The sequence below is a fragment of the Pseudomonas sp. NY15181 genome (genome assembly GCF_048068055.1).
GTDB lineage: Bacteria > Pseudomonadota > Gammaproteobacteria > Pseudomonadales > Pseudomonadaceae > Pseudomonas.
This window is the reverse complement of record NZ_JBLUPT010000007.1, coordinates 215,553-236,434: the sequence shown is the minus strand read 5'-3', so window position 1 is coordinate 236,434 and position 20,882 is coordinate 215,553. Positions and strand designations below refer to the sequence as shown.

At 67.1% G+C, this 20,882-nt stretch carries 18 protein-coding genes; 8 read left to right on the top strand and 10 right to left on the bottom strand.

Features of this window, described 5'->3' with window-relative positions; genetic code table 11:
- The first annotated feature begins 49 nt into the window (after positions 1 to 49).
- The gene (locus tag ACNFBT_RS17950) at positions 50 to 517 is read left to right on the top strand and encodes a metallophosphoesterase family protein (protein ID WP_416751576.1); all 468 of its coding nucleotides are present in this window, start codon (positions 50 to 52) and stop codon (positions 515 to 517) included.
- A 243-nt stretch (positions 518 to 760) separates the two neighbouring features.
- Here the strand turns inward: ACNFBT_RS17950 and ACNFBT_RS17945 are convergent, their stop codons facing one another.
- Both ACNFBT_RS17945 and ACNFBT_RS17940 read right to left on the bottom strand, forming a co-directional pair.
- Positions 761 to 2,134 carry a GTPase/DUF3482 domain-containing protein gene (locus ACNFBT_RS17945; RefSeq protein WP_416751574.1) on the bottom strand — a complete coding sequence of 458 codons (1,374 nt, stop codon included), beginning with the start codon at positions 2,132 to 2,134 and terminating at the stop codon, positions 761 to 763.
- Entirely contained in the window at positions 2,127 to 3,503 is a 1,377-nt protein-coding gene (locus ACNFBT_RS17940; RefSeq protein ID WP_416751572.1) for a DUF2868 domain-containing protein, read from the bottom strand. Before ACNFBT_RS17940 ends, ACNFBT_RS17945 begins: the two co-directional genes overlap by 8 nt.
- Before the next feature lie 191 nt (positions 3,504 to 3,694).
- Here ACNFBT_RS17940 and ACNFBT_RS17935 point away from each other — a divergent pair, with 191 nt between their 5' ends.
- Genes ACNFBT_RS17935 through ACNFBT_RS17925 form a run of 3 tightly spaced genes read left to right on the top strand, consistent with a single transcriptional unit; the run spans position 3,695 to position 6,323 of the window.
- Positions 3,695 to 4,729 carry a hypothetical protein gene (locus ACNFBT_RS17935; RefSeq protein WP_416751571.1) on the top strand — a complete coding sequence of 345 codons (1,035 nt, stop codon included), beginning with the start codon at positions 3,695 to 3,697 and terminating at the stop codon, positions 4,727 to 4,729.
- Positions 4,726 to 5,790 carry a hypothetical protein gene (locus ACNFBT_RS17930; RefSeq protein WP_416751569.1) on the top strand — a complete coding sequence of 355 codons (1,065 nt, stop codon included), beginning with the start codon at positions 4,726 to 4,728 and terminating at the stop codon, positions 5,788 to 5,790. Before ACNFBT_RS17935 ends, ACNFBT_RS17930 begins: the two co-directional genes overlap by 4 nt.
- Before the next feature lie 20 nt (positions 5,791 to 5,810).
- Entirely contained in the window at positions 5,811 to 6,323 is a 513-nt protein-coding gene (locus tag ACNFBT_RS17925; RefSeq protein WP_416751731.1) for a dihydrofolate reductase, read from the top strand.
- 237 nt (positions 6,324 to 6,560) lie between these two features.
- Here the strand turns inward: ACNFBT_RS17925 and ACNFBT_RS17920 are convergent, their stop codons facing one another.
- Both ACNFBT_RS17920 and ACNFBT_RS17915 read right to left on the bottom strand, forming a co-directional pair.
- Positions 6,561 to 8,351 carry an acyl-CoA dehydrogenase C-terminal domain-containing protein gene (locus ACNFBT_RS17920; RefSeq protein ID WP_416751567.1) on the bottom strand — a complete coding sequence of 597 codons (1,791 nt, stop codon included), beginning with the start codon at positions 8,349 to 8,351 and terminating at the stop codon, positions 6,561 to 6,563.
- Positions 8,348 to 9,589 (bottom strand): 3-hydroxyacyl-CoA dehydrogenase NAD-binding domain-containing protein, encoded by a 1,242-nt coding sequence (locus tag ACNFBT_RS17915; RefSeq protein WP_416751566.1) that lies wholly within the window; start codon positions 9,587 to 9,589, stop codon positions 8,348 to 8,350. The genes ACNFBT_RS17920 and ACNFBT_RS17915 overlap by 4 nt, the downstream gene beginning before the upstream one ends.
- Before the next feature lie 104 nt (positions 9,590 to 9,693).
- On the opposite strand from ACNFBT_RS17915, the gene ACNFBT_RS17910 reads away from it, so the two are divergent.
- The gene (locus ACNFBT_RS17910) at positions 9,694 to 10,593 is read left to right on the top strand and encodes a LysR family transcriptional regulator (protein ID WP_416751564.1); all 900 of its coding nucleotides are present in this window, start codon (positions 9,694 to 9,696) and stop codon (positions 10,591 to 10,593) included.
- A 206-nt stretch (positions 10,594 to 10,799) separates the two neighbouring features.
- Here ACNFBT_RS17910 and ACNFBT_RS17905 read toward each other — a convergent pair whose 3' ends face one another.
- The 5 genes from ACNFBT_RS17905 to hslO all read right to left on the bottom strand — a co-directional run bounded on the left by ACNFBT_RS17905 (position 10,800) and on the right by hslO (position 17,901).
- Positions 10,800 to 11,402: a nitroreductase family protein gene (locus ACNFBT_RS17905; protein WP_416751562.1), complete on the bottom strand. Its 603-nt coding sequence runs from the start codon at positions 11,400 to 11,402 to the stop codon at positions 10,800 to 10,802.
- A 163-nt stretch (positions 11,403 to 11,565) separates the two neighbouring features.
- On the bottom strand, positions 11,566 to 13,065 hold the full coding sequence (locus ACNFBT_RS17900) for a flavin-containing monooxygenase (protein ID WP_416751560.1): 1,500 nt from the start codon (positions 13,063 to 13,065) through the stop codon (positions 11,566 to 11,568).
- 117 nt (positions 13,066 to 13,182) lie between these two features.
- Complete coding sequence (locus tag ACNFBT_RS17895; protein ID WP_416751558.1) at positions 13,183 to 15,108, bottom strand: RecQ family ATP-dependent DNA helicase; 1,926 nt, start codon at positions 15,106 to 15,108, stop codon at positions 13,183 to 13,185.
- Between the two features lie 189 nt (positions 15,109 to 15,297).
- Positions 15,298 to 16,839 carry a phosphoenolpyruvate carboxykinase gene (locus ACNFBT_RS17890; RefSeq protein ID WP_416751556.1) on the bottom strand — a complete coding sequence of 514 codons (1,542 nt, stop codon included), beginning with the start codon at positions 16,837 to 16,839 and terminating at the stop codon, positions 15,298 to 15,300.
- Positions 16,840 to 17,007: 168 nt separating this feature from the next.
- A complete protein-coding gene (gene hslO, locus ACNFBT_RS17885) occupies positions 17,008 to 17,901 on the bottom strand; it encodes an Hsp33 family molecular chaperone HslO (protein WP_416751554.1) in 894 nt (297 codons plus the stop codon).
- A 118-nt stretch (positions 17,902 to 18,019) separates the two neighbouring features.
- On the opposite strand from hslO, the gene ACNFBT_RS17880 reads away from it, so the two are divergent.
- Complete coding sequence (locus ACNFBT_RS17880) at positions 18,020 to 18,820, top strand: phosphatase PAP2 family protein (protein WP_416751552.1); 801 nt, start codon at positions 18,020 to 18,022, stop codon at positions 18,818 to 18,820.
- A gap of 46 nt (positions 18,821 to 18,866) precedes the next feature.
- Here ACNFBT_RS17880 and ACNFBT_RS17875 read toward each other — a convergent pair whose 3' ends face one another.
- The gene (locus ACNFBT_RS17875) at positions 18,867 to 19,259 is read right to left on the bottom strand and encodes an RNA-binding S4 domain-containing protein (protein WP_275609120.1); all 393 of its coding nucleotides are present in this window, start codon (positions 19,257 to 19,259) and stop codon (positions 18,867 to 18,869) included.
- A gap of 134 nt (positions 19,260 to 19,393) precedes the next feature.
- Between ACNFBT_RS17875 and ACNFBT_RS17870 the strand changes: the two genes are divergently transcribed.
- Both ACNFBT_RS17870 and rimK read left to right on the top strand, forming a co-directional pair.
- Complete coding sequence (locus ACNFBT_RS17870; protein ID WP_416751729.1) at positions 19,394 to 19,837, top strand: ATP-dependent zinc protease; 444 nt, start codon at positions 19,394 to 19,396, stop codon at positions 19,835 to 19,837.
- Positions 19,834 to 20,739, top strand: a complete 906-nt coding sequence (gene rimK / locus ACNFBT_RS17865; RefSeq protein WP_015479406.1) for a 30S ribosomal protein S6--L-glutamate ligase — start codon at positions 19,834 to 19,836, stop codon at positions 20,737 to 20,739. Before ACNFBT_RS17870 ends, rimK begins: the two co-directional genes overlap by 4 nt.
- The last annotated feature ends 143 nt before the right edge of the window (positions 20,740 to 20,882 follow it).

Sequence of the window (20,882 nt, the reverse complement as noted above, 5' to 3'; positions counted from 1 at the left end):
TCCGCCACGACGCCACCTCCGGGTGGCGTCGTCGTTTATGCTCCCTGGCATGAACACTTCCCTGCGCATCGGCGTCATCGCCGACACCCACGGCCTGCTGCGCCCCGAAGCGCTGGCGGCACTGCAAGGCTGCGAGCGCATCCTGCATCTGGGCGATATCGGCCCCGCCTCGATCCTCGACCAGCTCCGCGCACTGGCGCCGCTGGACGTGGTGCGCGGCAACAACGACACCGAGGACTGGGCCGCCGCGCTGCCGGAAACCTTGCTGCTGGAGCTGGGTGGGCTGCGGCTCTACCTGATCCACAACCTCAAGCAGTTGGCCATCGACCCGGTCGCGGAAGGTATCGACGTGGTGCTGGCGGGGCATTCGCACAAGCCGCTGAACGAGGTGCGTGATGGGGTGCTGTACCTGAATCCAGGGAGCGCGGGGCCGCGGCGGTTCAAGTTGCCGATTGCGTTAGCGATTCTGGAAATACGCGAAGGGCGGCCATTGGTGGAGATGGTTTCGCTCGTCTAAGAGCGTTCGCGAGGCCGTATCCGTTCCCTACGGAAAACGGCATTCCCCACATTCATGTGGGTCACAAGCTCGCTCCTACAGGGTAATCCGGCGCTCATGCTTGCCCTCACCCTAACCCTCTCCCAGAGGGAGAGGGGACCGTACGGCGCAGGCTGAAACAACAGCGTCAGCCGGCACGATCTGCTCCCTCTCCCACCGGGAGAGGGCTGGGGTGAGGGGGCGCCAGCCGTGCCGGAATTGAACTTATGGCTCCAGCAACTGGGCGGCCAACTGCACCACCACCTCTTGCCGCTCAGTCTTCTCGCTTCGCCGCCCGCCATTGAGACTCGACCACTCCGGATGCGCCCGCGCCTTGCGCAGGGCCTCGGGCAGCTTGCCCTCGCGCCACTGCTTGTCCTCGGGCGATTGCAGATGGATCGCTTCCACCGCTGCATGCCCGCGCGTCTGCAAGGCCGCCAGCAGTTGCCGCTGCCGCAACGCCAGCAGGCGCAAAACGCTGTCGTCCACGGAGAGCTCGCGGCTGCCCTTGAGCTTGCCCAGCAGACGCTGGCCGTAGTGGCCGACGGTTTGCCAGGCGCCGCCGGCGATGGCACCCAGCGCGGTGGCCGCGCCGAGAGTCAGGCCACCCACCAGCAGGTCGATCCCTGCCCCCGCCGCCGCGCCGGCCGCGACGCCGCCACCGAGGCGGATGCCCAGTTGGCGCAGGGTTTCCGGGTTGAACAGGTCGTCGCCCCAGCGCCCATCCAGCAGCGGCAGGTCGGCGGCGCGGGCGTCGTCCTTGCGGAAGGCGTAGAGGCTGAGCAGCGCCTTTACGCAGGTGTCTTCGCGCTTGCGCACCTGATTGCGCAGCGTCTCGGTAGCGGCGCGTACGGCGGCATCGCCGGCGGGCACCAGTTGGCGGCAGGCGGCGACGTCCACCAGCAGCTCGGCGATCAGTCGCGCCCCGGCTTCGCGGCGGGCGACGGCCTGGGCCTCGTGATCGGCCACAAGCCGGTCCAACTGCGGGCGCGCGCGCTCCAGCAGCAGCGCGAGGCTTTCGTAGAGACGGCGCTCGCCATCCAGCGGCGGCGCCACACTGTCAAAGCGCACCAGCGCGTGCAGGCCGAGGCGGGACAGCGCCTCGCGCCACAGCTCCTCACGGTGCTGCGGACTGGCGACAAAGTTGAGCACCGGTAGCAGTGGGCGGGCACAGGCGGCGAGCACCGCCAGCTCGTCGCGGTACTTGGCCAGCACCGGCTCGCGGGCGTCGATCACGTAGAGGCCGGCATCGGAGGCCAGCAACTGGCGCAGCACCTTGGCCTCCTGCTCGAAGCGGCCACGGGCTTCGCTGCCCTCGAGGAAGCGGTGCAGTTTCTCCGGACCGTCCAGGCGTTCGCCGGGGCGTTCCAGGCCGTCGAGGAAGTCGCGCAGGGCGATGGCGTCCTCCAGGCCAGGCGTGTCGTACAGCTCCAGCAGCGGCTCGCCGTCCACCGACAGCCGTGCGCCTTCCACATGGCGCGTGGTGCTGGGGCGGTGGGACACCTCGCCGAAGCCCACGTCACGGGTCAGGGTGCGCAGCAGGGAGGTCTTGCCGACGTTGGTATGGCCGACCACGGCCAGCTTCAGCGCATCAGTCATGCCCGCTCTCCAGCCAGCCCAGGGGCGACGCCGAGGTGTGCGGCAGGTTCAGGCGGTCGACCGCCGCGTGCCAGTCGCCCAGGCGGTCGGCATCCAGCGCCTCCCCCATGGGTGCCTGCAGCAGCCAGACGCGGGTGGCGGCAGCACAACGCGAGAGTTCAGCGATCAGCGCGAGGGTGCCGCGGTCCGGCGAACGGCGCGGGTCGCAGGCGATCACCAGGCGAGCCGGCGGGTAGCGCGTGAGTTGTTCGAGCAGGCGGCGGCGCTGGGCACCGTCGTCGAGGTCGCCGGCATTGGCGATGCTGGCCGGCAGCTTCGGCGGCCAGTGGGGCCGGTCCAGCAGCTCGATGGAAACCAGCAGCGCGCCCTCGGCGATGGCGGCCGGGGCTTGCGCCAGCGGCTCGATGAGTTCGTCCGGCGCGGCATCGCTGACGCCCAGGCGCTCGCTGGCCGGCATCAGGCGTTCGCGCAGCAGGGCATAGCCGGGCAGCGAGACATCCAGCGCCAGCTGCGCCCGTCCGCGCTTCCAGCGCCACAGGCAAAGCAGCCAGAGCGCGCCGCGCAGCAGCACGCCGTACACCAGCAGGATGCCCACCAGCCAGCCGGCCCAGGCATGGCGAGCGTTTTCGCTGGCCACCAGCGCATCGCCGCTGGCACGCACCAGCTCCGAATCCGGCTGCGGGAAGCCGAGCAGCGCCGGCAAGGCGCCGAGGCCGTGAGTCAGGGCGATGAAGGTATCGCCGCCAAGAATGGTGGTCTCCCAGACGAAGCCGTAGCGCCGCGTCGCCAGCAGCGCCAGCATCACGCCCAGTGCGCTGGTGAGCACAACGAACCACAGGCCATGGACCAACAGGCCGAGTGCCCAGCGGGTCAGCTTCTGGCGGTCCAGCAGCACCAGCAATGCCGGCGCCAGCTGCGCGGCCTGGGCGTCGCGGGCAAGCTTGCCGCTCAGCCACAGCCACAGGCGCCCTAAAGCGCCGGCCGCCTCGCCGCCAGCGAAGAAGGCCAGGGCCCAGCCGGTCAGGGTAATCAGGTGCAGGCCGAGCAGACTGGCCAGAGCCCAGAACACGTTCACCGGGCGTAGACCGTCGCCCAGTGCCGCAAGAGCCAGGCCGCCGCCGCTGAACAGGGCCAGCGCCAGCAGGAGATAAAGCGCCAGGCGCGCGCCCTGGGTCCAGGTGCGCAGAGCCGTACGCTGTCCGTCGCGTTCGGCCAGCAGCAGCGCACGGTGCCGCAGGCGCCGGGCAAGATCGCCACCGCCGACGATGGCGCGGCGGTTGGCTTCGTTGTCCTCCAGGGGACCGACCTGCTCCTCGCGCAGGCGCACGGCCTCGCACAGCCACAGGGATTCGAGGGCGGACTCGCTCACGGGTTCTCCGACAATCGGTACTCAGGGGCAAGCATAACCGCTGCTCGCCCTCGCGTCCGCCGGGACCGCCGGTAACACCGGCGAGCGTCAACCAAACCAAGGAAGGGCTCCCGGCGCCGCCCGCCGGCCTCAGACTCCCCAGGCAACAATCGCTACAACAATGCCTACAACAACAAGAACGAGGCCTCGCCATGCTGCGCTCGCTGCTCAGTGCCTTGCCCCTGCTGCTCGCCGCCGCCAGCGCGGCGGCCGTGGAAACGCCCCCGGTGCGCCCTTCCGAGTGGGGCCCGGACACTCCACTGATGCAGGCCGTACCGCCGCGCCAACTGGACGCCAGCGTCAGCGCCCGGCAGTCCGCCAGCAACACCTCGCAACTGTGGATCAGCCACACCGACTTCCGCCTGCACGACGACATCGGCTTCTTCATCCGCCGGATGCTGATCCAGATGAGCCCGGTGGCAGGCAGCAGCACGCCGCTGATGCTGGACGACCCGAAATCCATGGTCGCGCGCATCCAGGCCGGGGACATCTTCGTCGCCGACGCTACCCTCGCCAGCCTGCTCAACGAGGAGCTGCGCAACGCCAACGCGCCGGTCCGCAACCTGAAACTCAGCACCCGCGCCGACGGCCAGGAAGTCCACGGCGAACTCCTGCGCAAGGGCCGCTGGCGGCCGTTGCGGATGGTCACCGGGATCGAGCAGGCCGGGCCACTGAAGGTGGCGCTGGTTCCGCAACGCATCTACGTCGACGGCGTGGACGTAACGCCATCGCTGAGCGCCGCCTCCATCGAGATGTCCGAGGTGCTGCAACTGCACACCGCGCACATGCAGCTGATCGGCAACCGCATCCTGGTCGACCTCGACGGCCTGTTCCCGCCGCCGCGCCTGGACTTCACCGTGCGCAGCCTGAAGCTCGCCGACGGCGGCATGGACCTGCTGCTGGGCGGCGAGCTGGCCGAGCTGAAATGGCCGCAGCTCAAGGCGCCGCAGAGCTACATGTTCATCGAGGGCGGCGACATCAAGATGGCGCGGACCATTCTGGTGAAGGCCTACGCGCTGTTCACCAGCCTGAGCCCCGACGCGCCGCTGCTGTTCAACCTCTACGACTACCGACGCCAGCTGCAGTACGGCGAAATCCGCCTGCGCGAGGACGGCATGGTGCATATCGCGGTATCTCCCATAAAAGCGCCGGTAAAGGCGCCCGCCCCGGAGGAGAAAGCCCTATGAGAACCCTCCTCGCTTCCCTGCTCTGCCTGACGTTGGCCGGCCAGGCCGCCGCCGAGAGCGCCATCGACAAACAGCAGCGTGAACTGGGCGTGCTGCGCCAGGGCTGGTTCCAGCAGACGCCGCCGGCGCCGGACTTCAAGGCCAGCCGCCCCGGCGGCCTGCGCGACTCCGGCCAGGACGGCGTGGGCATCCTGCTGAACAACGTGGACATGTACTTCCAGGGCGGCGTCGGCTTCCACAGCCCGCAGCTCAAGGGCTGGCTGGTGCCGCTCAAGGCCGGCGAGCCGATCGACTTCGACCGCCCGCAGGACATGCGCATCGAGGTGTCCGAGGGCGAGGTGATCCTGAGCCCCGAGCAGCTCGACAACCTGTTCAACCAGCACATCCTCGCCTACCCGGAAACCATGCTGCGCAACTTCAAGCTCAGCGTCGAAGGCGACCGGCTGCTGGTGGCCGGCGAAGTGCAACCGCTGGGCTTCGGGCCCTGGCTGCCGCTGCGGCTCTCCGGCACGGTGAAGCTCGATGGTGACAACCTCGACTACCAGCCCGACAGCGTGAAGGTGCTCGGCGTGCCCAGCTACGGCGCCATGAGCCTGGTGGGCCTGCGCCTGGATTCGCTGGTGACCCTGGAACGCCCCGGTGCGGTACTGCAGGACAACGTGATGCACCTGAACTACCACCAGGTCTTCCCGCTGGTGGGCATCGGCGGCCGGGTGGAATCCAGCTGGCTGGACACCCAGGGCCTGCACCTGAAGTTCGCGCCCAAGCCCGGCGCCGCCTCGCTGGCCTTCGAGCCGCCGCGCCAGGCCGGGCCGTCCTACATCTGGCTGCAGTCGGGCGACCTGAAGATCTTCGAGATCCTCATCACCTATTCCCAGGTGCTGCTCAAGGCCGAACGGCCGGAGCAGACGCTGGCCTTCAACCTCAAGGACTATCGCAAGGTGCTGGCGACCGGCATCACCCAGGTCAACGAAGACGGCACCTTCTTCATGCGCGTTCCACCCTCCGGTCCCACCGGGGAGGTGCGACTGGTATCCTCTGGCAACGGGAGTTCCCGCTGATGTTCACCATTGGAGTCACGATGTCCGAAGTCCTGCCCCTGGCGATGATCGCCGCCCTTGCCGACAACCGTGTGATCGGCGTCGACAACCGCCTGCCCTGGCACCTGCCGCAGGACCTCAAGCACTTCAAGGCCATGACCCTGGGCAAGCCGGTGATCATGGGCCGCAAGACCTGGGATTCGCTGGGCCGTCCGCTGCCGGGCCGGCTCAACATCGTGATCACCCGCCAGGAGGGCCTGGAGCTCGAAGGCGCGGAAGTCTTCACCAGCCTCGACGCCGCGCTGGAACGCGCCGCGCAGTGGGCCAGGGAAGAGGAAGCCGAGGAGCTGATGCTGATCGGTGGCGCGCAGCTTTACGGCGAAGCGATGGCGCGAGCCGAGCGCTTGTACCTGACCCGCGTGGGGCTGAGCCCGGAAGGCGATGCGCACTTCCCCGAAGTGAACCAGAGCCAGTGGCACCTGGCGTCGAGCATCGAGCACGAGGCAGACGGCGAGACGCCGGCCTATGCGTTCGAGGTGTGGGAGCGGGCTTGAGTCGTTAGAGCAAGAGCCCCTCACCCTAGCCCTCTCCCGGAGGGAGAGGGAACTGTCCAGCGCGCATGGATGATCCAGTGTCAGCCGGAACTTCAGGGAGCGCAGGTCTCATCTCGGCACGTACGGCCCCCTCTCCCCCTGGGAGAGGGCTGGGGTGAGGGAAACCCCTGCGCCGGCACCACAATGAAAAACGCCGCCCCGGTCCCCCGGCGCGGCGCTTTTTCTTTACCCCGAGAATCAGAACGCAAAATGCTCCGCGTCCAGCGCCATCAGGCAGTCCGCGCCGCCCAGCAGGGCTTCGCGGTGCATGCTGGCGCGCGGCAGGATGCGTTTGACGTAGAACTCCGCGCTGGCGAGCTTGGCGCGGTAGAAGTCCGCATCGCCCTCTCCGGCAGCCAGCTTCGCCTGCGCGACGCCAGCCGCCTGTAACCACAGGCCGCCGAGTAGCCCGTAGGAGCAGTACTGCAGGAAGTCCACCGAGGTGGCGCCGATTTCCTGCGGGTCGCGCTGGCAGGCGGCGATCACGTCGCGGGTGAGGTTGCGCCATTCCAGCAGGCGTTGGCGCACGGTTTCCGCCAAGCCGGCCAGCTCGGCGCGGGCGCCAACGGTTTCGCAGACCGCCGCCAGCTCGCCGATCAGCGCGTTCAGCTCCGCACCGCCGTCGCCCAGCAGCTTGCGGCGGATCAGGTCGAGCGCCTGGATGCCGTTGGTGCCTTCGTAGATCTGGGTGATGCGGCTGTCGCGCATCAGCTGCTCCATACCCCACTCGCGGATGTAGCCGTGGCCGCCATACACCTGCACGCCAAGGCTGGAAACCTCCTGGCCGACGTCGGTGAAGAAGGACTTCACGATGGGGATCAGCAGCGCCGCGCGCTTGCTCGCGGCCTTGCGCGCATCGGCCTCGGGATGGCCGTGCTCCAGGTCCAGCTCGCGGGCGCAGAGCGCGGCGATCATCCGACAGCCTTCTGTGAGGGTCTTCTGGGTCAGCAGCATGCGCCGCACGTCCGGGTGGACGATGATCGGGTCGGCGGCCTTGGACGGCTCCGCCGCGCCGGTCAGCGCGCGGGATTGCAGGCGCTCGCGGGCGTAGGCCAGCGCGCCCTGGCAGGAGCGCTCGGCGATGCCCAGGCCCTGCAGGCCGACCTGGAAGCGCGCGTCGTTCATCATGGTGAACATGCACGCCAGCCCCTGGTTGGCCTGGCCGATCAGCCAGCCGGTGGCGCCGTCGAAGTTCATCACGCAGGTGGACGCGCCCTTGATGCCCATCTTGTGCTCGATGGCGCCGCAGCTCAGTGAGTTGCGTGCGCCCGGGGTCCCGTCGGGGTTGGCGATGAACTTGGGCACGAGGAACAGGCTGATGCCCTTCACCCCGACCGGTGCATCCGGCAGGCGCGCCAGCACAAGATGGACGATGTTCTCGGACAGGTCCTGCTCGCCACCGCTGATGAAGATCTTGCTGCCGCTGACACGGTAGCTGCCGTCCGCCCGGGGTTCGGCTCGGGTGCGCAGCAGGGCCAGGTCGGTGCCGGCCTGGGGCTCGGTGAGACACATGGTGCCGGTCCACACGCCGCTGACCATCTTCGCCAGATAATCGCGTTGAAGCTCCGGCGCGCCATGCTTGTACAGCGCCAGCACAGCGCCCTCGGTCAGGCCGGAATAGACGCGGAAGGACAGCGAGGCGGCCATCAGCATCTCGTGGAAACTGGCGGAGACCATCTGCGGGAAGCCCTGGCCGCCGAATTCGGTCGGGCCGGTCATGCTCGCCCAGCCGTTGTCGCAGTACTGCCGGTAGGCCTCGCGGAAGCCGTCGGGAGTGGTGACTTCGCCATTGAGCAAGGTTGCGCCCTGCTCGTCGCTGTTGCGGTTCAGCGGCGCGATCACTTCGCCGGTATAACGCGCGCCCTCCTCCAGCACGCCATCGATCAGCTCGCGGTCGAGACCGTTGCCCAGCAGCGTGCAGTGGGCGCTGACGTCGAACAGCTCGTGGAGGACGAAGCGCATGTCGCGCAGGGGTGCCTGGTAACTCATGCGAAGGGCTCCTGTTTCACGTCGGCAAAGCGACCATTGGCGGCGGCCAGGCGCTCGATCAGCGCGGCCGGCTGCCAATGCGCGCCAAGTGCGCCGGCCAGGTCACGCAGGCGCGCCAGCACGCTCTGCAGCCCCTGTGCATCGGCCCAGGCCATTGGGCCGGACTTGTCCTTCGGGAAGCCATAACCATTGAGGTAAACAGTGTCGATGTCGGCACTGGTGGAAGCGATGCCTTCGTCGAGGATCTTCGCGCCTTCGTTGACCAGCGCCAGCAGGCAGCGCTCGAGGATTTCCTCGGCGCCGATGTCGCGGCGCGCGTAGCCCAGGCGCTCGGATTCGCGCACCACCAGCGCGTCCACCTCAGGGTCGTGCTCGGCCTGGCGGCTGCCCGGCTCGTAGTGGTAGAAGCCGTTGCCGGTCTTCTGGCCGAAGCGGCCCATCTCGCACAGGCGGTTGTCCACCTGCACGGTCGGCGCGTCCTGACCCTTGCCGGCCAGCTCGCGGGCGCGCCATTCGAGGTCGATGCCGACCACGTCGAACATGCGGAACGGCCCCATGGCGAAACCGAAGCCCTGGATCGCGGAGTCAACCTGGTGCGGCAGCGAGCCTTCGAGGATCAGCCGGCGCGATTCCTGGACGTACTTCTCCAGCATGCGGTTGCCGATGAAGCCATGGCAGTTGCCGGCCACCACGCTGACCTTGCCCATGCGCTCGCCCAGTTCCAGCGCGGCTTCGAGCACGGCGGGCGCGGTCTTCGCGCCACGCACGATCTCCAACAGCTTCATGATGTGCGCCGGGCTGAAAAAGTGCAGGCCGAGTACCTGGGAGGGGCGCGAGGTCACGGCGGCGATGGCGTCGACGTCCAGGTAGGAGGTGTTGGAAGCCAGGATGGCCGAGGGTTTCAGCGCCGCGTCCAGCTCGCGGAAGATCGACTGCTTGAGCTCCAGGTTCTCGTACACCGCCTCGATCACCAGGTCCACCTCGCGGATCGCCGCGTAGTTCGCCGCCTGGGAGATGCGCGCACGGCGACGGGCAGCTTCGGCCTCGTCGATGCGCCCATGGCGCACGTTGTGGGCATAGGTGTCGGCCACGGCGCCGAGGGCCTGGGTGAGCATCTGCGGGTTGTTGTCCAGCCACAGGACCTGCACGCCGGCGTTCGCCAGGCACATGGCAATGCCCCGGCCCATGGTGCCGGCGCCGATCACTGCGGCGCTGGCGATGCGGATGTTCTGGCTCATGTTGTTCCTCTTGTCAGCCTGAAACGCTCGTTTGAAGACCACTCACCTTAGGGAAGGCGCTACTATTTTTGAAATTTTGAGTTGTGATAAGTGGCATTCAGCCAATGAATATGAATACGTTCGACCTCAACCTGCTGCGGGTGCTGGATGCGCTGCTGCGCGAGCGCAACGTCTCGCGCGCGGCGGAGCGCCTGTCGCTGAGCCAGCCGGCGGTGAGCAACGCGCTGAACCGCCTGCGCGAGCTGCTCGATGACCCGCTGCTGGTGCGCGTGGGCCGGGCCATGCAGCCGACGCCTCGGGCACTGGAGCTGGAAGCGCCGATCCGCGACGCCTTGCAGCGCATCGGCCAGAGCCTGGCCGGCGGCGACACCTTCGACCCGGCGCGCAGCCGCCAGCGCTTCACCCTGGCGCTGACCGATTATGTCGAAGCGTTGTGCATGCCACCCCTCCTGCAAAGAGTGGGCACCACTGCCCCAGGAGTGGGGTTGGTCGTGCAGCACCTGGCGCCTAGCCTGCCGGCGGAAGCACTGGATAAGGGCCAACTCGACCTGGCGCTGGGCCGCTTCGAAGACCTGCCGGCGCGCTTCCAGCGCCGCCCCTGGGCCAGCGAGACGTTGCGCTTGCTGGCCCGGCGCGGGCATCCGCAGGTGGATGGCGCGATCGACCTGGAGACCTTTCTCCGGCAGCGACACCTGTGGGTTTCCGGCGGGCAGACCCGGGGCATGGTCGACCAGTGGCTGGCCAGCCAGGGGCTGAAACGGCAGATCGCCTACACCACGCCGAACTACCTGCAGGCGGCACATCTGGTGGCGACCACGGATCTGCTGACGGTGCTGCCGACACGGCTGGCGGCCTACTTCGCGGAGTTGTTGCCGTTGCAGGTGCTGGAGCTGCCGTTCGACGTGGGGCAGTTCCACCTGGAGCTGGTGTACCTCGCCCAGCGCGAGCGGGATACGGCGTTGCAGTGGCTGATCGAGCGGATTGTCGAGGCGGCGCCAGAGTGACCTGTGCAAGATCAAAGGCCCCTCTCCCGCACGCGGGAGAGGGGACCGGTCGGTGCAGGATGAAACCTCGGCGTCAGCCGGCTCGGACTGCCCCCTCTCTCTGAGGGAGAGGGCTGGGGTGAGGGGGATGCACTAGCGCGGAGATCCCAGGAAAAATTCGGTTCCGCAGGAACAGAAACGCGCCCGGAGGCGCGTTTTGCTGGAGATCAGAAGCGATCGCGAATGATCGTCTCGTCCGCCGGCAGGCGGCCGATGCGCGGCTTGGCTTCCACCGCCTGCTTGCCCACGGCGACCATCAGGCCGATCACATGGTTGTCCGGCAGGTTGATCAGCTTGCCCACGGCGTCGAAGTCGAAGCCGTCCATCGGCACGCTGTCCAGGCCACGGCCACGGGCGGCGAGCATCAGGGTCTGGGCCACCAGGCCGCAGCTGCGCATGGTTTCGTCGCGCTGGGTCTGCGGCTTGTCGCGGTAGTAGCCGTCGATGGCGCCGGTCATGAAGCTCTGCACTTCCGCCGGGGCGCCGTCCCAGACGCGGCTGGCGTTGGCTTCCCAACTGTCGGTGCGGGCGCAGACCACCACCAGCATCGAGGCCTCGGTCATCTGCGCCTGGTCCCAGCCCACTTCGCGGATGTGCGCGCGCAATTGCGGGTCGCTGACCTCGACCAGACGCACGTGCTGCAGGTTGAAGGCGGTTGGCGCGAGCAGCGCCAGTTGCAGCAGCTCGTCCTTCTCCTCGCGGCTCATCACATAGGAAGTGTCGAAGCCACGGATGGAACGGCGGCTGCGGATGGCGTCATCGATATGCATGGGAACTCCTCTGGCCTGCATGTTTGCGAAAGGCGCGCATGGTAAGCCGAGCGGGAGCCGCGTTGCAGAGCGGCGTATCGATAATGTCTATCCGATGCTTCGATGATTGGGCATCGATGGAGCGGCGCGAGCCCCGCCGTGAAGGCGGGGCCCGCTGGCGGGATCAGCCCTCCAGCGCCTCCACCGGCGCCGCCGTGGCCTGGCGCTGCTTGGGCGAGGTGAAGGTCAGGTAGCCGTCCTCGACCTTGCCGAAGCGCAGCAGCGCAAGGTCCAGCGCGTAGTTCTGGTAGAGCTTCCACGGCGTGCGGTCGCCCTGCTTGGGCATGCGGTCGGCGGCGCGCTGGATGTAGCCGGAGTTGAGGTTGAGGAAGGGTTCTTCCTTGACCGAGCCGTCGGTCTGGCGCGGCGTGCACTGGCGCATGCCGATGGCGTCGAGGTGGTTGATCAGGCGGCAGAAGTACTCGCTGGAAAGGTCCGCCTTGAGCGTCCAGCTGGCGTTGGTATAGCCGACGATGGCAGCAAGATTGGGCAGGTCGCGCAGCATGATGCCGCGATAGCCCATGCTCTGGGTGACGTCGAAGGGCTTGCCGTCGATGGCCAGTTCGGCGCCGCCGAACATCACCAGGTCCAGCCCGGTGGCGGTGACGATGACGTCCGCCTCCAGCACCTGCCCGGACTTGAGCAGGATGCCTTTCTCGGTGAAGCGCTCGATGTGGTCGGTGACCACCGAGGCGCGGCCCTGGCGCAGCGCCTTGAACAGGTCGCCGTCCGGCACGCAGCACACCCGCTCGTCCCACGGCTTGTAGCGCGGGCTGAAGTGGCGCATGTCGAAATTCTTGCCCAACTGCAGGTTGGCCAGCTTGAGCATCAGCTTGCGCACCGCGCCGGGGAACGCCTTGGAGGCCATGAAGAAGATCATCTGCATGGTCACGTTGCGCGCCCGTGCCTGGCGGTACACCCACTTCTCCGGCAGGAAGTTGCGCAGGAAGTTGGAGATCGGGTCCTTCGCCGGCAGCGTGATCACGTAGGACGGCGAGCGCTGCAGCATGGTGACGTGGGCGGCCTTGTCGGTCAGCGAGGGAATCAGCGTGACGGCGGTGGCGCCGCTGCCGATCACCACGATGCGCTTGCCGCTGTAGTCGAAGTTTTCCGGCCAAAGCTGCGGGTGGATGACCTGCCCGCCGAAGCTCTCGCGCCCGGCGAAGTCCGGGGTGTAGCCGGCGTCGTAGCGGTAGTAGCCGGTGCACATGAAGAGGAACTGCGCGCTCATGCGCACCGGTTCCGCTTCGTCGCCACGCTGCACGGTAAGGTTCCAACGCGCACCGGCGCTGTCCCAGTCGGCCTTGAGCACGCGGTGGCGGTAGCGGACCTTGTCCGCGACGCGGTACTCGCGGGCGGTCTCGCGGATGTAGTTGAGGATCGACGGGCCATCAGCGATGGCCTTCGGATCGGTCCAGGGCTTGAAGTTGTAGCCCAGGGTGTACATGTCCGAGTCGGAGCGGATGCCGGGGTAGCGGAACAGGTCCCAGGTGCCGCCCATGGCCTCGCGGCCCTCGAGGATGGCGTAGGATTTGCCGGGGCACTGCTTCTGCAGGTGGCAAGCGGCGCCGATGCCGGACAGGCCAGCGCCGATGATCAGTACATCCAGATGCTCGACTGACATGCGAGGGGCTCCTTGCTGCAACGCCTTGGTGAGTCTAGGCGGGAATGCCTCGCCACACCCTACAAGGGAGCCCGGCGGCGCCACGCCGACCTTTAGTCGTGCGTGGCACGTGCGCTGTTACAGCTGCGCCTGTACCCAGTCGCGTACCTGGGCGTAGGGGTAGTCCTCCAACGTTGCGTAGCCCGGCAACGTGCGCGCCCGCAGGCGGGTGAAGGCCGGCACGCTGATGCCGCAGAGGAAGCGCGTGATGCAGTCGGCGCTGGGCTCGGCACCTCGGGCGCTGCGGTACTTTTCCAGGAACGCGGCGCAGCGGTTGTGCAGCGACTGGCCCTGCAGCGGCGGCAGCGCGGGCGGCTCCGGCAGGCAGGCGACGCGGCCGGCGCACACCGAACAGTGGCCACAATGGCGCGGCGCCTGCTGGTCGCCGAAATACTGCGCCAGGCGCCAGCTCAGGCAATCCGCGCTGCCCAGCAGTTCGAGCATGGCGCCGATGCGGGCGATCTCGCTGTCCTCGTGGCGCTTGAAATAGCGGTGCAGTTCGTCGCTCAACTTATCCACATCGAAGGCAGCGTCGCGCACCGCATAGACCTCGGTCATCTGTTTGCTTTCCAGCTCGACCCAGCCGCGCTCCTGGAAGTAGTCCAGCGCCTTCACCACCCGCGCGCGCTCGGCGCCGTGGCGGCTGTAGAGGGTGTCGAAATCCAGGGTTGCCCAGGTCCGCGCGCGGGCCGAGGTGTTGAGGATGGCTTCGACGAACTGCCGCCGCTCGCCCTCGAAATGCCCGAGCAGCGCTGCGGAATCGATGAGCAGTTTGTAGCGATATTCGGCGAAATAGGCGAAACGCGGCGCGATGATGCCGCGCAGCTCCAGCTGCACCAGCAGCGTCTTGAGCGGCAGCTGGCGGATGTTGGACTGGTCCGACAGCGGCACCAGCATGGTTTCCCACTGGCCATTCGGCGCCTGGCGGATTTCCTCCAGCACATTGCGGATGCCTTCGCGCTCGGGCGTGTCGCCGTAGACGAAGTTCTCCAGCACGTTGAGGCTGTCGCGATTGGCCAGCACCAGGCATTCCGAACGCTGGCCGTCGCGCCCGGCGCGGCCGATTTCCTGGCTGTAGTTCTCCAGCGATTTGGGCAGGTCGTAGTGCACCACCTGGCGGATGTCGCTCTTGTCGATGCCCATGCCGAAGGCGATGGTGGCGACGATGCAGTTCAGCTGGCCGTCCATGAAGCGCCGTTGGATGCCTTCGCGCTCGGGATGCTCCATCCCGGCGTGATAGGCGCAGGCGGGCATGCCGCGCTCGGCCAGGTGCGCGGCGACTTCCTCGGCGGTCTTCTGCTGGGTGACGTAGACGATGGCCGGCTGCCCGGCGCGCTCGCCCAGCCACTCCACCAGGCGCGCCCGGCGGGCGGCGCTGGCCACCGGTTCCACCTGCAGGTCGAGGTTGGCGCGGTAGAAGCCGGTGGTGACCACGTCGGTCTCGGCGATGGCGAACTTGGCGCGCATGTCGGCGATCACCGCCGGCGTCGCGGTGGCGGTGAGCAGCAGCACCTGGGGAATGCGGAACTGCTTCTGGTAGTCCGGCAGCTTCAGGTAATCCGGGCGGAAGTTGTGGCCCCATTCGGAGATGCAGTGCGCCTCGTCCACCACCAGCAAGGAAATCGGCACCTCGCTGATGAAATTGCGGAAGCGCTCGTTCTTCAGGCGCTCCACCGAGATCATCAGCACCTTCAGCTCACCGCTGCGTGCGCGGGCCATGGTCTGCGCGGTCTGTTCGCGGCTCTGCGCCGAGTCGATGCTGGCGGCGGCGATGCCGTGGCGGGCGAGGAAGGCCAACTGGTCCTGCATCAGCGCCAGCAGCGGCGAGACCACCAGGGTCAGGTGTGGCAGCAGCAGCGCCGGCAGCTGGTAGCACAGCGACTTGCCCGAGCCGGTGGGGAAGATCGCCGCCGCCGAGCGCCCGGCCAGCACGGCGCTGACCGCCGCCTCCTGGCCGGGGCGGAACTGGCGGAAACCGAAGACGCGTTCGAGGGTGTCGTGCATGTGGGTAACTCCTTTCATGGGCGTCCACCCAGCCTAGGAAGCGTCATTGTAGGAGCGAGCTTGCTCGCGAACCGGAGCTGGGCTGTTCGCGAGCCAGCTCGCTCCTACGAAGAGCCCAATGGCGTAGGACCGTTCCCAGGCGCCAATGAAAAAGCCGCCCGAAGGCGGCTCTTTCCAGAACGGGCTCGCTTACAGCTGCGGGCCGGCGTTTTTGATGGCGTCGCTCACGTCGAACTTCTTGAAGTTCTCGATGAACTTGCTGGCCAGGCCCTTGGCGGCTTCGTCGTAGGCGGCCTTGTCTGCCCAGGTGTTGCGCGGGTTGAGCAGGACGGTCTCGACGCCCGGAACGGCCTTGGGCACGTCCAGGTTGATGATGTCCAGGTGCTCGGTCTCGGCGCCGATCAGAGCGCCGCTCTGGATGGCGGCGATCACGCCACGGGTGGTCGGGATGTTGAAGCGCTTGCCAACGCCGTAGCCACCGCCGGTCCAGCCGGTGTTGACCAGGTAGACCTTGGAGCCGAAGGCCTTGATGCGCTTGATCAGCAGCTCGGCGTAGACGCCGGCCGGACGCGGGAAGAACGGCGCGCCGAAGCAGGTGGAGAAGGTCGACTTGATGCCGCCGCCCGAACCCATTTCGGTGGAACCGACCAGCGCGGTGTAGCCGGACAGGAAGTGGTAGGCCGCCTGCTCGTTGTTCAGGATCGACACGGGCGGCAGAACGCCGGTCAGGTCGCAGGTCAGGAAGATCACGGCGTTGGGTTCGCCGCCGAGGTTCTTCTCGGAACGCTTCTCGACATGCTCCAGCGGGTAGGCCGCGCGGCTGTTCTGGGTCAGGCTGTCATCGGCGTAGTCCGGGGTGCGGTTGTCGTCGAGGACGACGTTTTCCAGCACGGAACCGAACTTGATGGCTTTCCAGATCACCGGCTCGTTCTTCTCGGACAGGTCGATGCACTTGGCATAGCAACCGCCTTCGATGTTGAAGACAACGCCTTCGCCCCAGCCGTGCTCGTCGTCACCGATCAGGTAGCGGCTTTCGTCGGCGGACAGGGTGGTCTTGCCGGTGCCCGACAGGCCGAAGAACAGGGTGACGTCGCCGGCTTCGCCGATGTTGGCGGCGCAGTGCATCGGCAGTACGTCTTTTTCCGGCAGCAGGTAGTTCTGCACGCCGAACATGGCCTTCTTCATTTCACCGGCGTAGCGCATGCCGGCGATCAGCACTTTCTTCTGGGCGAAGTTGAGGATCACGCAGCCGTCGGAGTTGGTGCCGTCACGCTCGGGCACGCACTCGAAGTTGGCGACGTTGAGGACCTGCCACTCTTCGCGGCCGGCCGGGTTGTACTGCTCCGGCTCGATGAACAGCGCGCGGCCGAACAGGTTCTGCCAGGCGGTAGCGGTGGTCATCTTAACGGCCAGGTAGTGCTCGTGGGCCGAACCTACATGGACGTGGGAAACGAAGTGATCCTGGGCGTTGTTGAAGGCCTGGACACGGTCCCACAGGGCATCGAACTTGTCGGCAGGGAACGGACGGTTGATGGCGCCCCAAGCGATGGAATCCTTGCTGCCCGGCTCTTCGACGATGAAACGGTCGGCAGGCGAGCGGCCGGTGCGGTGGCCGGTCTTCACCACCAGCGAGCCGTTGTCGGCGAGTTCGCCTTCGCCGCGGCGAATGGCTTCCTCGACCAGTTGGGCAACGCTGATGTCGGTGTAAACGGCTTTATTGGCTTGCGTCATGTGGGTCCCCGTCGGCCGAAGCCGAGTCCTCCAAACATTGCGTAGTGACTTCTATTTCCCACTACCGCGGAAAAAAGTCGCGGGATTATGCCAGAAAAGAACTGTTCTCGTGCAGCCTCTGATCTGGCAAGAGCGCCATTGGTGCGGCTATCGGACGGATAGATGCGGTCAGTGGCGGGTTTCTGACGGTGTCTGACTCCCGCCGCCCGAGAACAGCTGGGCAACGTCCGACCCGTCGAAGCGATAACGCTGATTGCAGAACTGGCAGTCGATAACGATCTCGCCATCCTCCTCGGCCAGCAGACGCTCGGCGTCTTCCTGCCCAAGACTGACCAGCGCGTTGGCCGAGCGTTCCCGCGAGCAGCTGCAGCGGAACACCAGCGGTTGCGGGTCGAACAGGCGCACATCGTCCTCGTGGTACAGGCGGTGCAGCACGGTGGCGTTGTCCAGGCCCAGCAGCTCCTCGGCGGTGAGGGTGTCGGCCAGGGTGGTGACGTGCTGCCAGCTGGCTTCCCGCGACTCCGCGTCGCGCTGACGGTCGGCCGGCAGCTGCTGCAGCAGCAGGCCACGGGCACGGCGGCTGTCGGCGTTGAGCCAGAAGCGGGTCGGCAGCTGCTCGGAGGTGGCGAAGTAGGTCGACAGGCAGTCGGCCAGGGTCACGCCTTCCAGCGGTACGATGCCCTGGTAGCGCTTGCCGTTCTTCGGATCGACGGTAAGGGTCAGCACGCCGTGGGGCATCAGGTCGGCCAGCCCCGCGGCATCGCCGATGGCGTCCGCGTCGTAGCGGGCCAGGCCACGCACTTCGCGGTCGCTGGAACACTCCACCATCAGCAGCGGCACCGCGCCGTTGGAGCGCGCCTGCAGCACCAGCAGGCCGTCGAACTTGAGGGTGCCGCACAGCAGCGCAGCGGCGGCCAGCATCTCCCCCAGCAGCTGGGCGACCGGCTGCGGGTAGGGGTGCTTGGCCAGCACTTCGGCGTAGCTGCGATCGAGCTCCACCAGTTCACCGCGAACATCGGTGTTGTCGAACAGGAAACGCTGACTTTGATCGATCTGAGACATGCTGGGCACAACGCTGGGAGAGGCACAAATAAATGACAAGATGACGGCAAAGGCCTATAAAGCGCGCTTTGCAGCACCCACCCGCACTCGGGTGGTTCCGTAAGGGGGTACCGATTTTATGGATAAAGCCAATCCGTTCCAAGCCACCTGGTCCTGGAAGCCCTTTATCGCCTGTCACCTGTTCGCGCTCGCGCTGCTCCTGCTGTGGTTGTGGGAGCCCACCCGGGCCGCGATGAACCTGTTCGACGTCAGCCTGTTCAGCCTGCTGAACGAACCATTGGCGACCAACAACGCCTGGCGCCTCACCTGGGCCGTGGCCAGCACCCGCCCGTTCGACCTGCTGGTCGGCGTGACCCTGTTGCTCCTGCTGATCCGTGGCGACTGGATCTTCAAGGCCACCCAGGCCCGTGCCGCCACCTTCGGCTTCCTCTGTGCCGCCGTGGTACTGGTGGCAGTGCGCATCCTCTACGCAAAGATCGCCCACCACTTCGGCTGGCAGCACGCGAGCATCTCTACCGTCCTGCCGGATGCCGTGAGGCTGGAGCAATACTTCCCGGGCTGGGAAGACACCGCCTTCGAGATCAAGGATGAGTCCGCCCGCAGCTTCCCCGGCGACCACGCCTCGGTGCTGCTGATCTGGGCGCTGTTCCTCACCCTGTTCGCCCGCACCGCCCTGCAATGGGTGGTGATCTGGGGCCTGGCGCTGCTGTTCATGCTGCCGCGCCTGGTGGCCGGCGCGCACTGGGGCCAGGACGACTACATCGGCGGCGTACAGATGGCGCTGGTGGCCCTGGCCTGGAGCTGCTTCACCCCGCTTGCCGCCAAGGTCAGCGCCGCACTGGTGCGCTGGACCGAGCCGCTGTTCAACCTGCTGACGAAGATCCCGCTGCTCAATCGCCTGAGCGTCGTCGCGGCCTGAGCGGCCTGTCGATCAGGGCGAGGCGCGTTCCGCCCTCGCCACTGGGTCACTCCTGGTCGCGGAAACTGAACAACTGGCGGCGCTGCTTCTTGGTCGGCCGCCCGTCGGTCTGCAGGCCCAGCGCGCCGGCCTTGCGCATTGCGGCCGCGTCCTCGCGGCGCTTGGCGCTATCGGCGGTCTCCTCATACAGCAGCTGGGCCTCCGGCGCGCCACGGCGCACCATGGATAGCGCCTTCACCACCACCGTGCGCTCATCGAAGCCGGTGCGGATCACATATTCCTCGCCGATCTTCGGCTCCTTGCCCGGCTTGCAGCGCTCGCCTCGGCAATGCACCTTGCCGCCCTCGATGGCCTCCTTGGCCAGGGAGCGGGTCTTGTAGAAGCGCGCCGCCCACAGCCACTTGTCCAGGCGGACCTTGTCGTCGTCTTTCTCGCTCACTTCATAACCTCGTCATGCGGGTCTGAGAGTGTACCGCGCGCCCCGCTGGCGGGGCACAACCGGCCTGACTAGAATGCCGGCAAACGCCGGGGACGCCTGCCTTGAAGACATTCGACCAGCTGTCGGTAATCGGTTTGCGCGAATGGATCGCCCTGCCCGAACTGGGCATGGTCGGCCTGCGCGCGAAGATCGACACCGGCGCCAGCACCTCCACCCTGCATGCCAGCGACATCGTGCCGTTCAAGCGCGACGGGCAGAACTGGGTCCGCTTCGTCGCCCACCTCGGCACCCAGGTGCAGCGCCGTCACCGCTGCGAAGCGCCAGTGGTGACGATGAAGACCATCAAGAGCTCCAACGGCCAGGCCCAGACCCGCTACGTGATCCGCACCCTGCTGGCCCTGGGCGACCGCGCCTGGCCGGTGGAATTCACCCTGGCCTGCCGCAAGACCATGCGCTACCGCGTGCTGCTAGGCTCCAAGGCTTTGGTCCACGGGCAACTGGTGGTCAATCCGGGCCTGACCTACGTCCAGGAAAAACCCCTCATCATGGTTTCCTCCACCCCTTCAGGTGATCAATGAAAATTGCTGTGCTGTCGCGCAACCCGCGCCTGTATTCCACCCGACGACTGGTGGAGGCCGGGCAGCAACGCGGCCATGAGATGGTGGTGATCGACACCCTCCGCGCCTACATGAACATCGCCAGCCACAAGCCGCAGATCCACTACCGCGGCCAGCCGCTCGAAGGCTTCGACGCGGTGATCCCGCGCATCGGCGCCTCGGTGACCTTCTACGGCTGCGCGGTGCTGCGGCAGTTCGAAATGATGGGCGTGTTCCCGCTCAACGAGTCGGTGGCCATCGCCCGCTCCCGCGACAAGCTGCGCTCGCTGCAGCTGCTCTCGCGCAAGGGCATCGGCCTGCCGATCACCGGCTTCGCGCATTCGCCCGATGACGTGCCGGACCTGATCGAGATGGTCGGCGGCGCACCGCTGGTGATCAAGCTGCTGGAAGGCACCCAGGGCATCGGCGTGGTGCTCTGCGAGACGGAGAAGGCCGCCGAGTCCGTGCTGGAGGCCTTCATGGGGCTCAAGCACAACATCATGGTGCAGGAGTACATCAAGGAAGCCGGCGGCGCCGACATCCGCTGCTTCGTGGTCGGTGACAAGGTGATCGCCTCGATGAAGCGTCAGGCCGCGCCCGGCGAGTTCCGCTCCAACCTGCACCGCGGCGGCAGCGCCAGCCTGATCAAGATCACCCCGGAAGAGCGCATGACCGCCATCCGCGCCGCGCGGATCATGGGCCTGAAGGTCGCCGGCGTGGACATCCTGCGCTCCCACCATGGCCCGCTGGTGATGGAAGTGAATTCCTCGCCTGGCCTGGAGGGCATCGAGACCACCACCGGCAAGGACATCGCCGGGGTCATCATCGAGTACCTGGAGAAGAATGGCGGGCCGCATCTGGCCAGAACCAAGGGTAAAGGGTGAGCACGCTGCGCTCTTCGTAGGAGCGAGCTTGCTCGCGAACCGCCCACCTTCCGCGCCATACGGCGGATAAAGCGTTCCGCTTTATTCGCCCTACGGGTGTGAGCCTTCTGCTTTCGTTGCCACGCTGAACTCTTCGCGAGCAA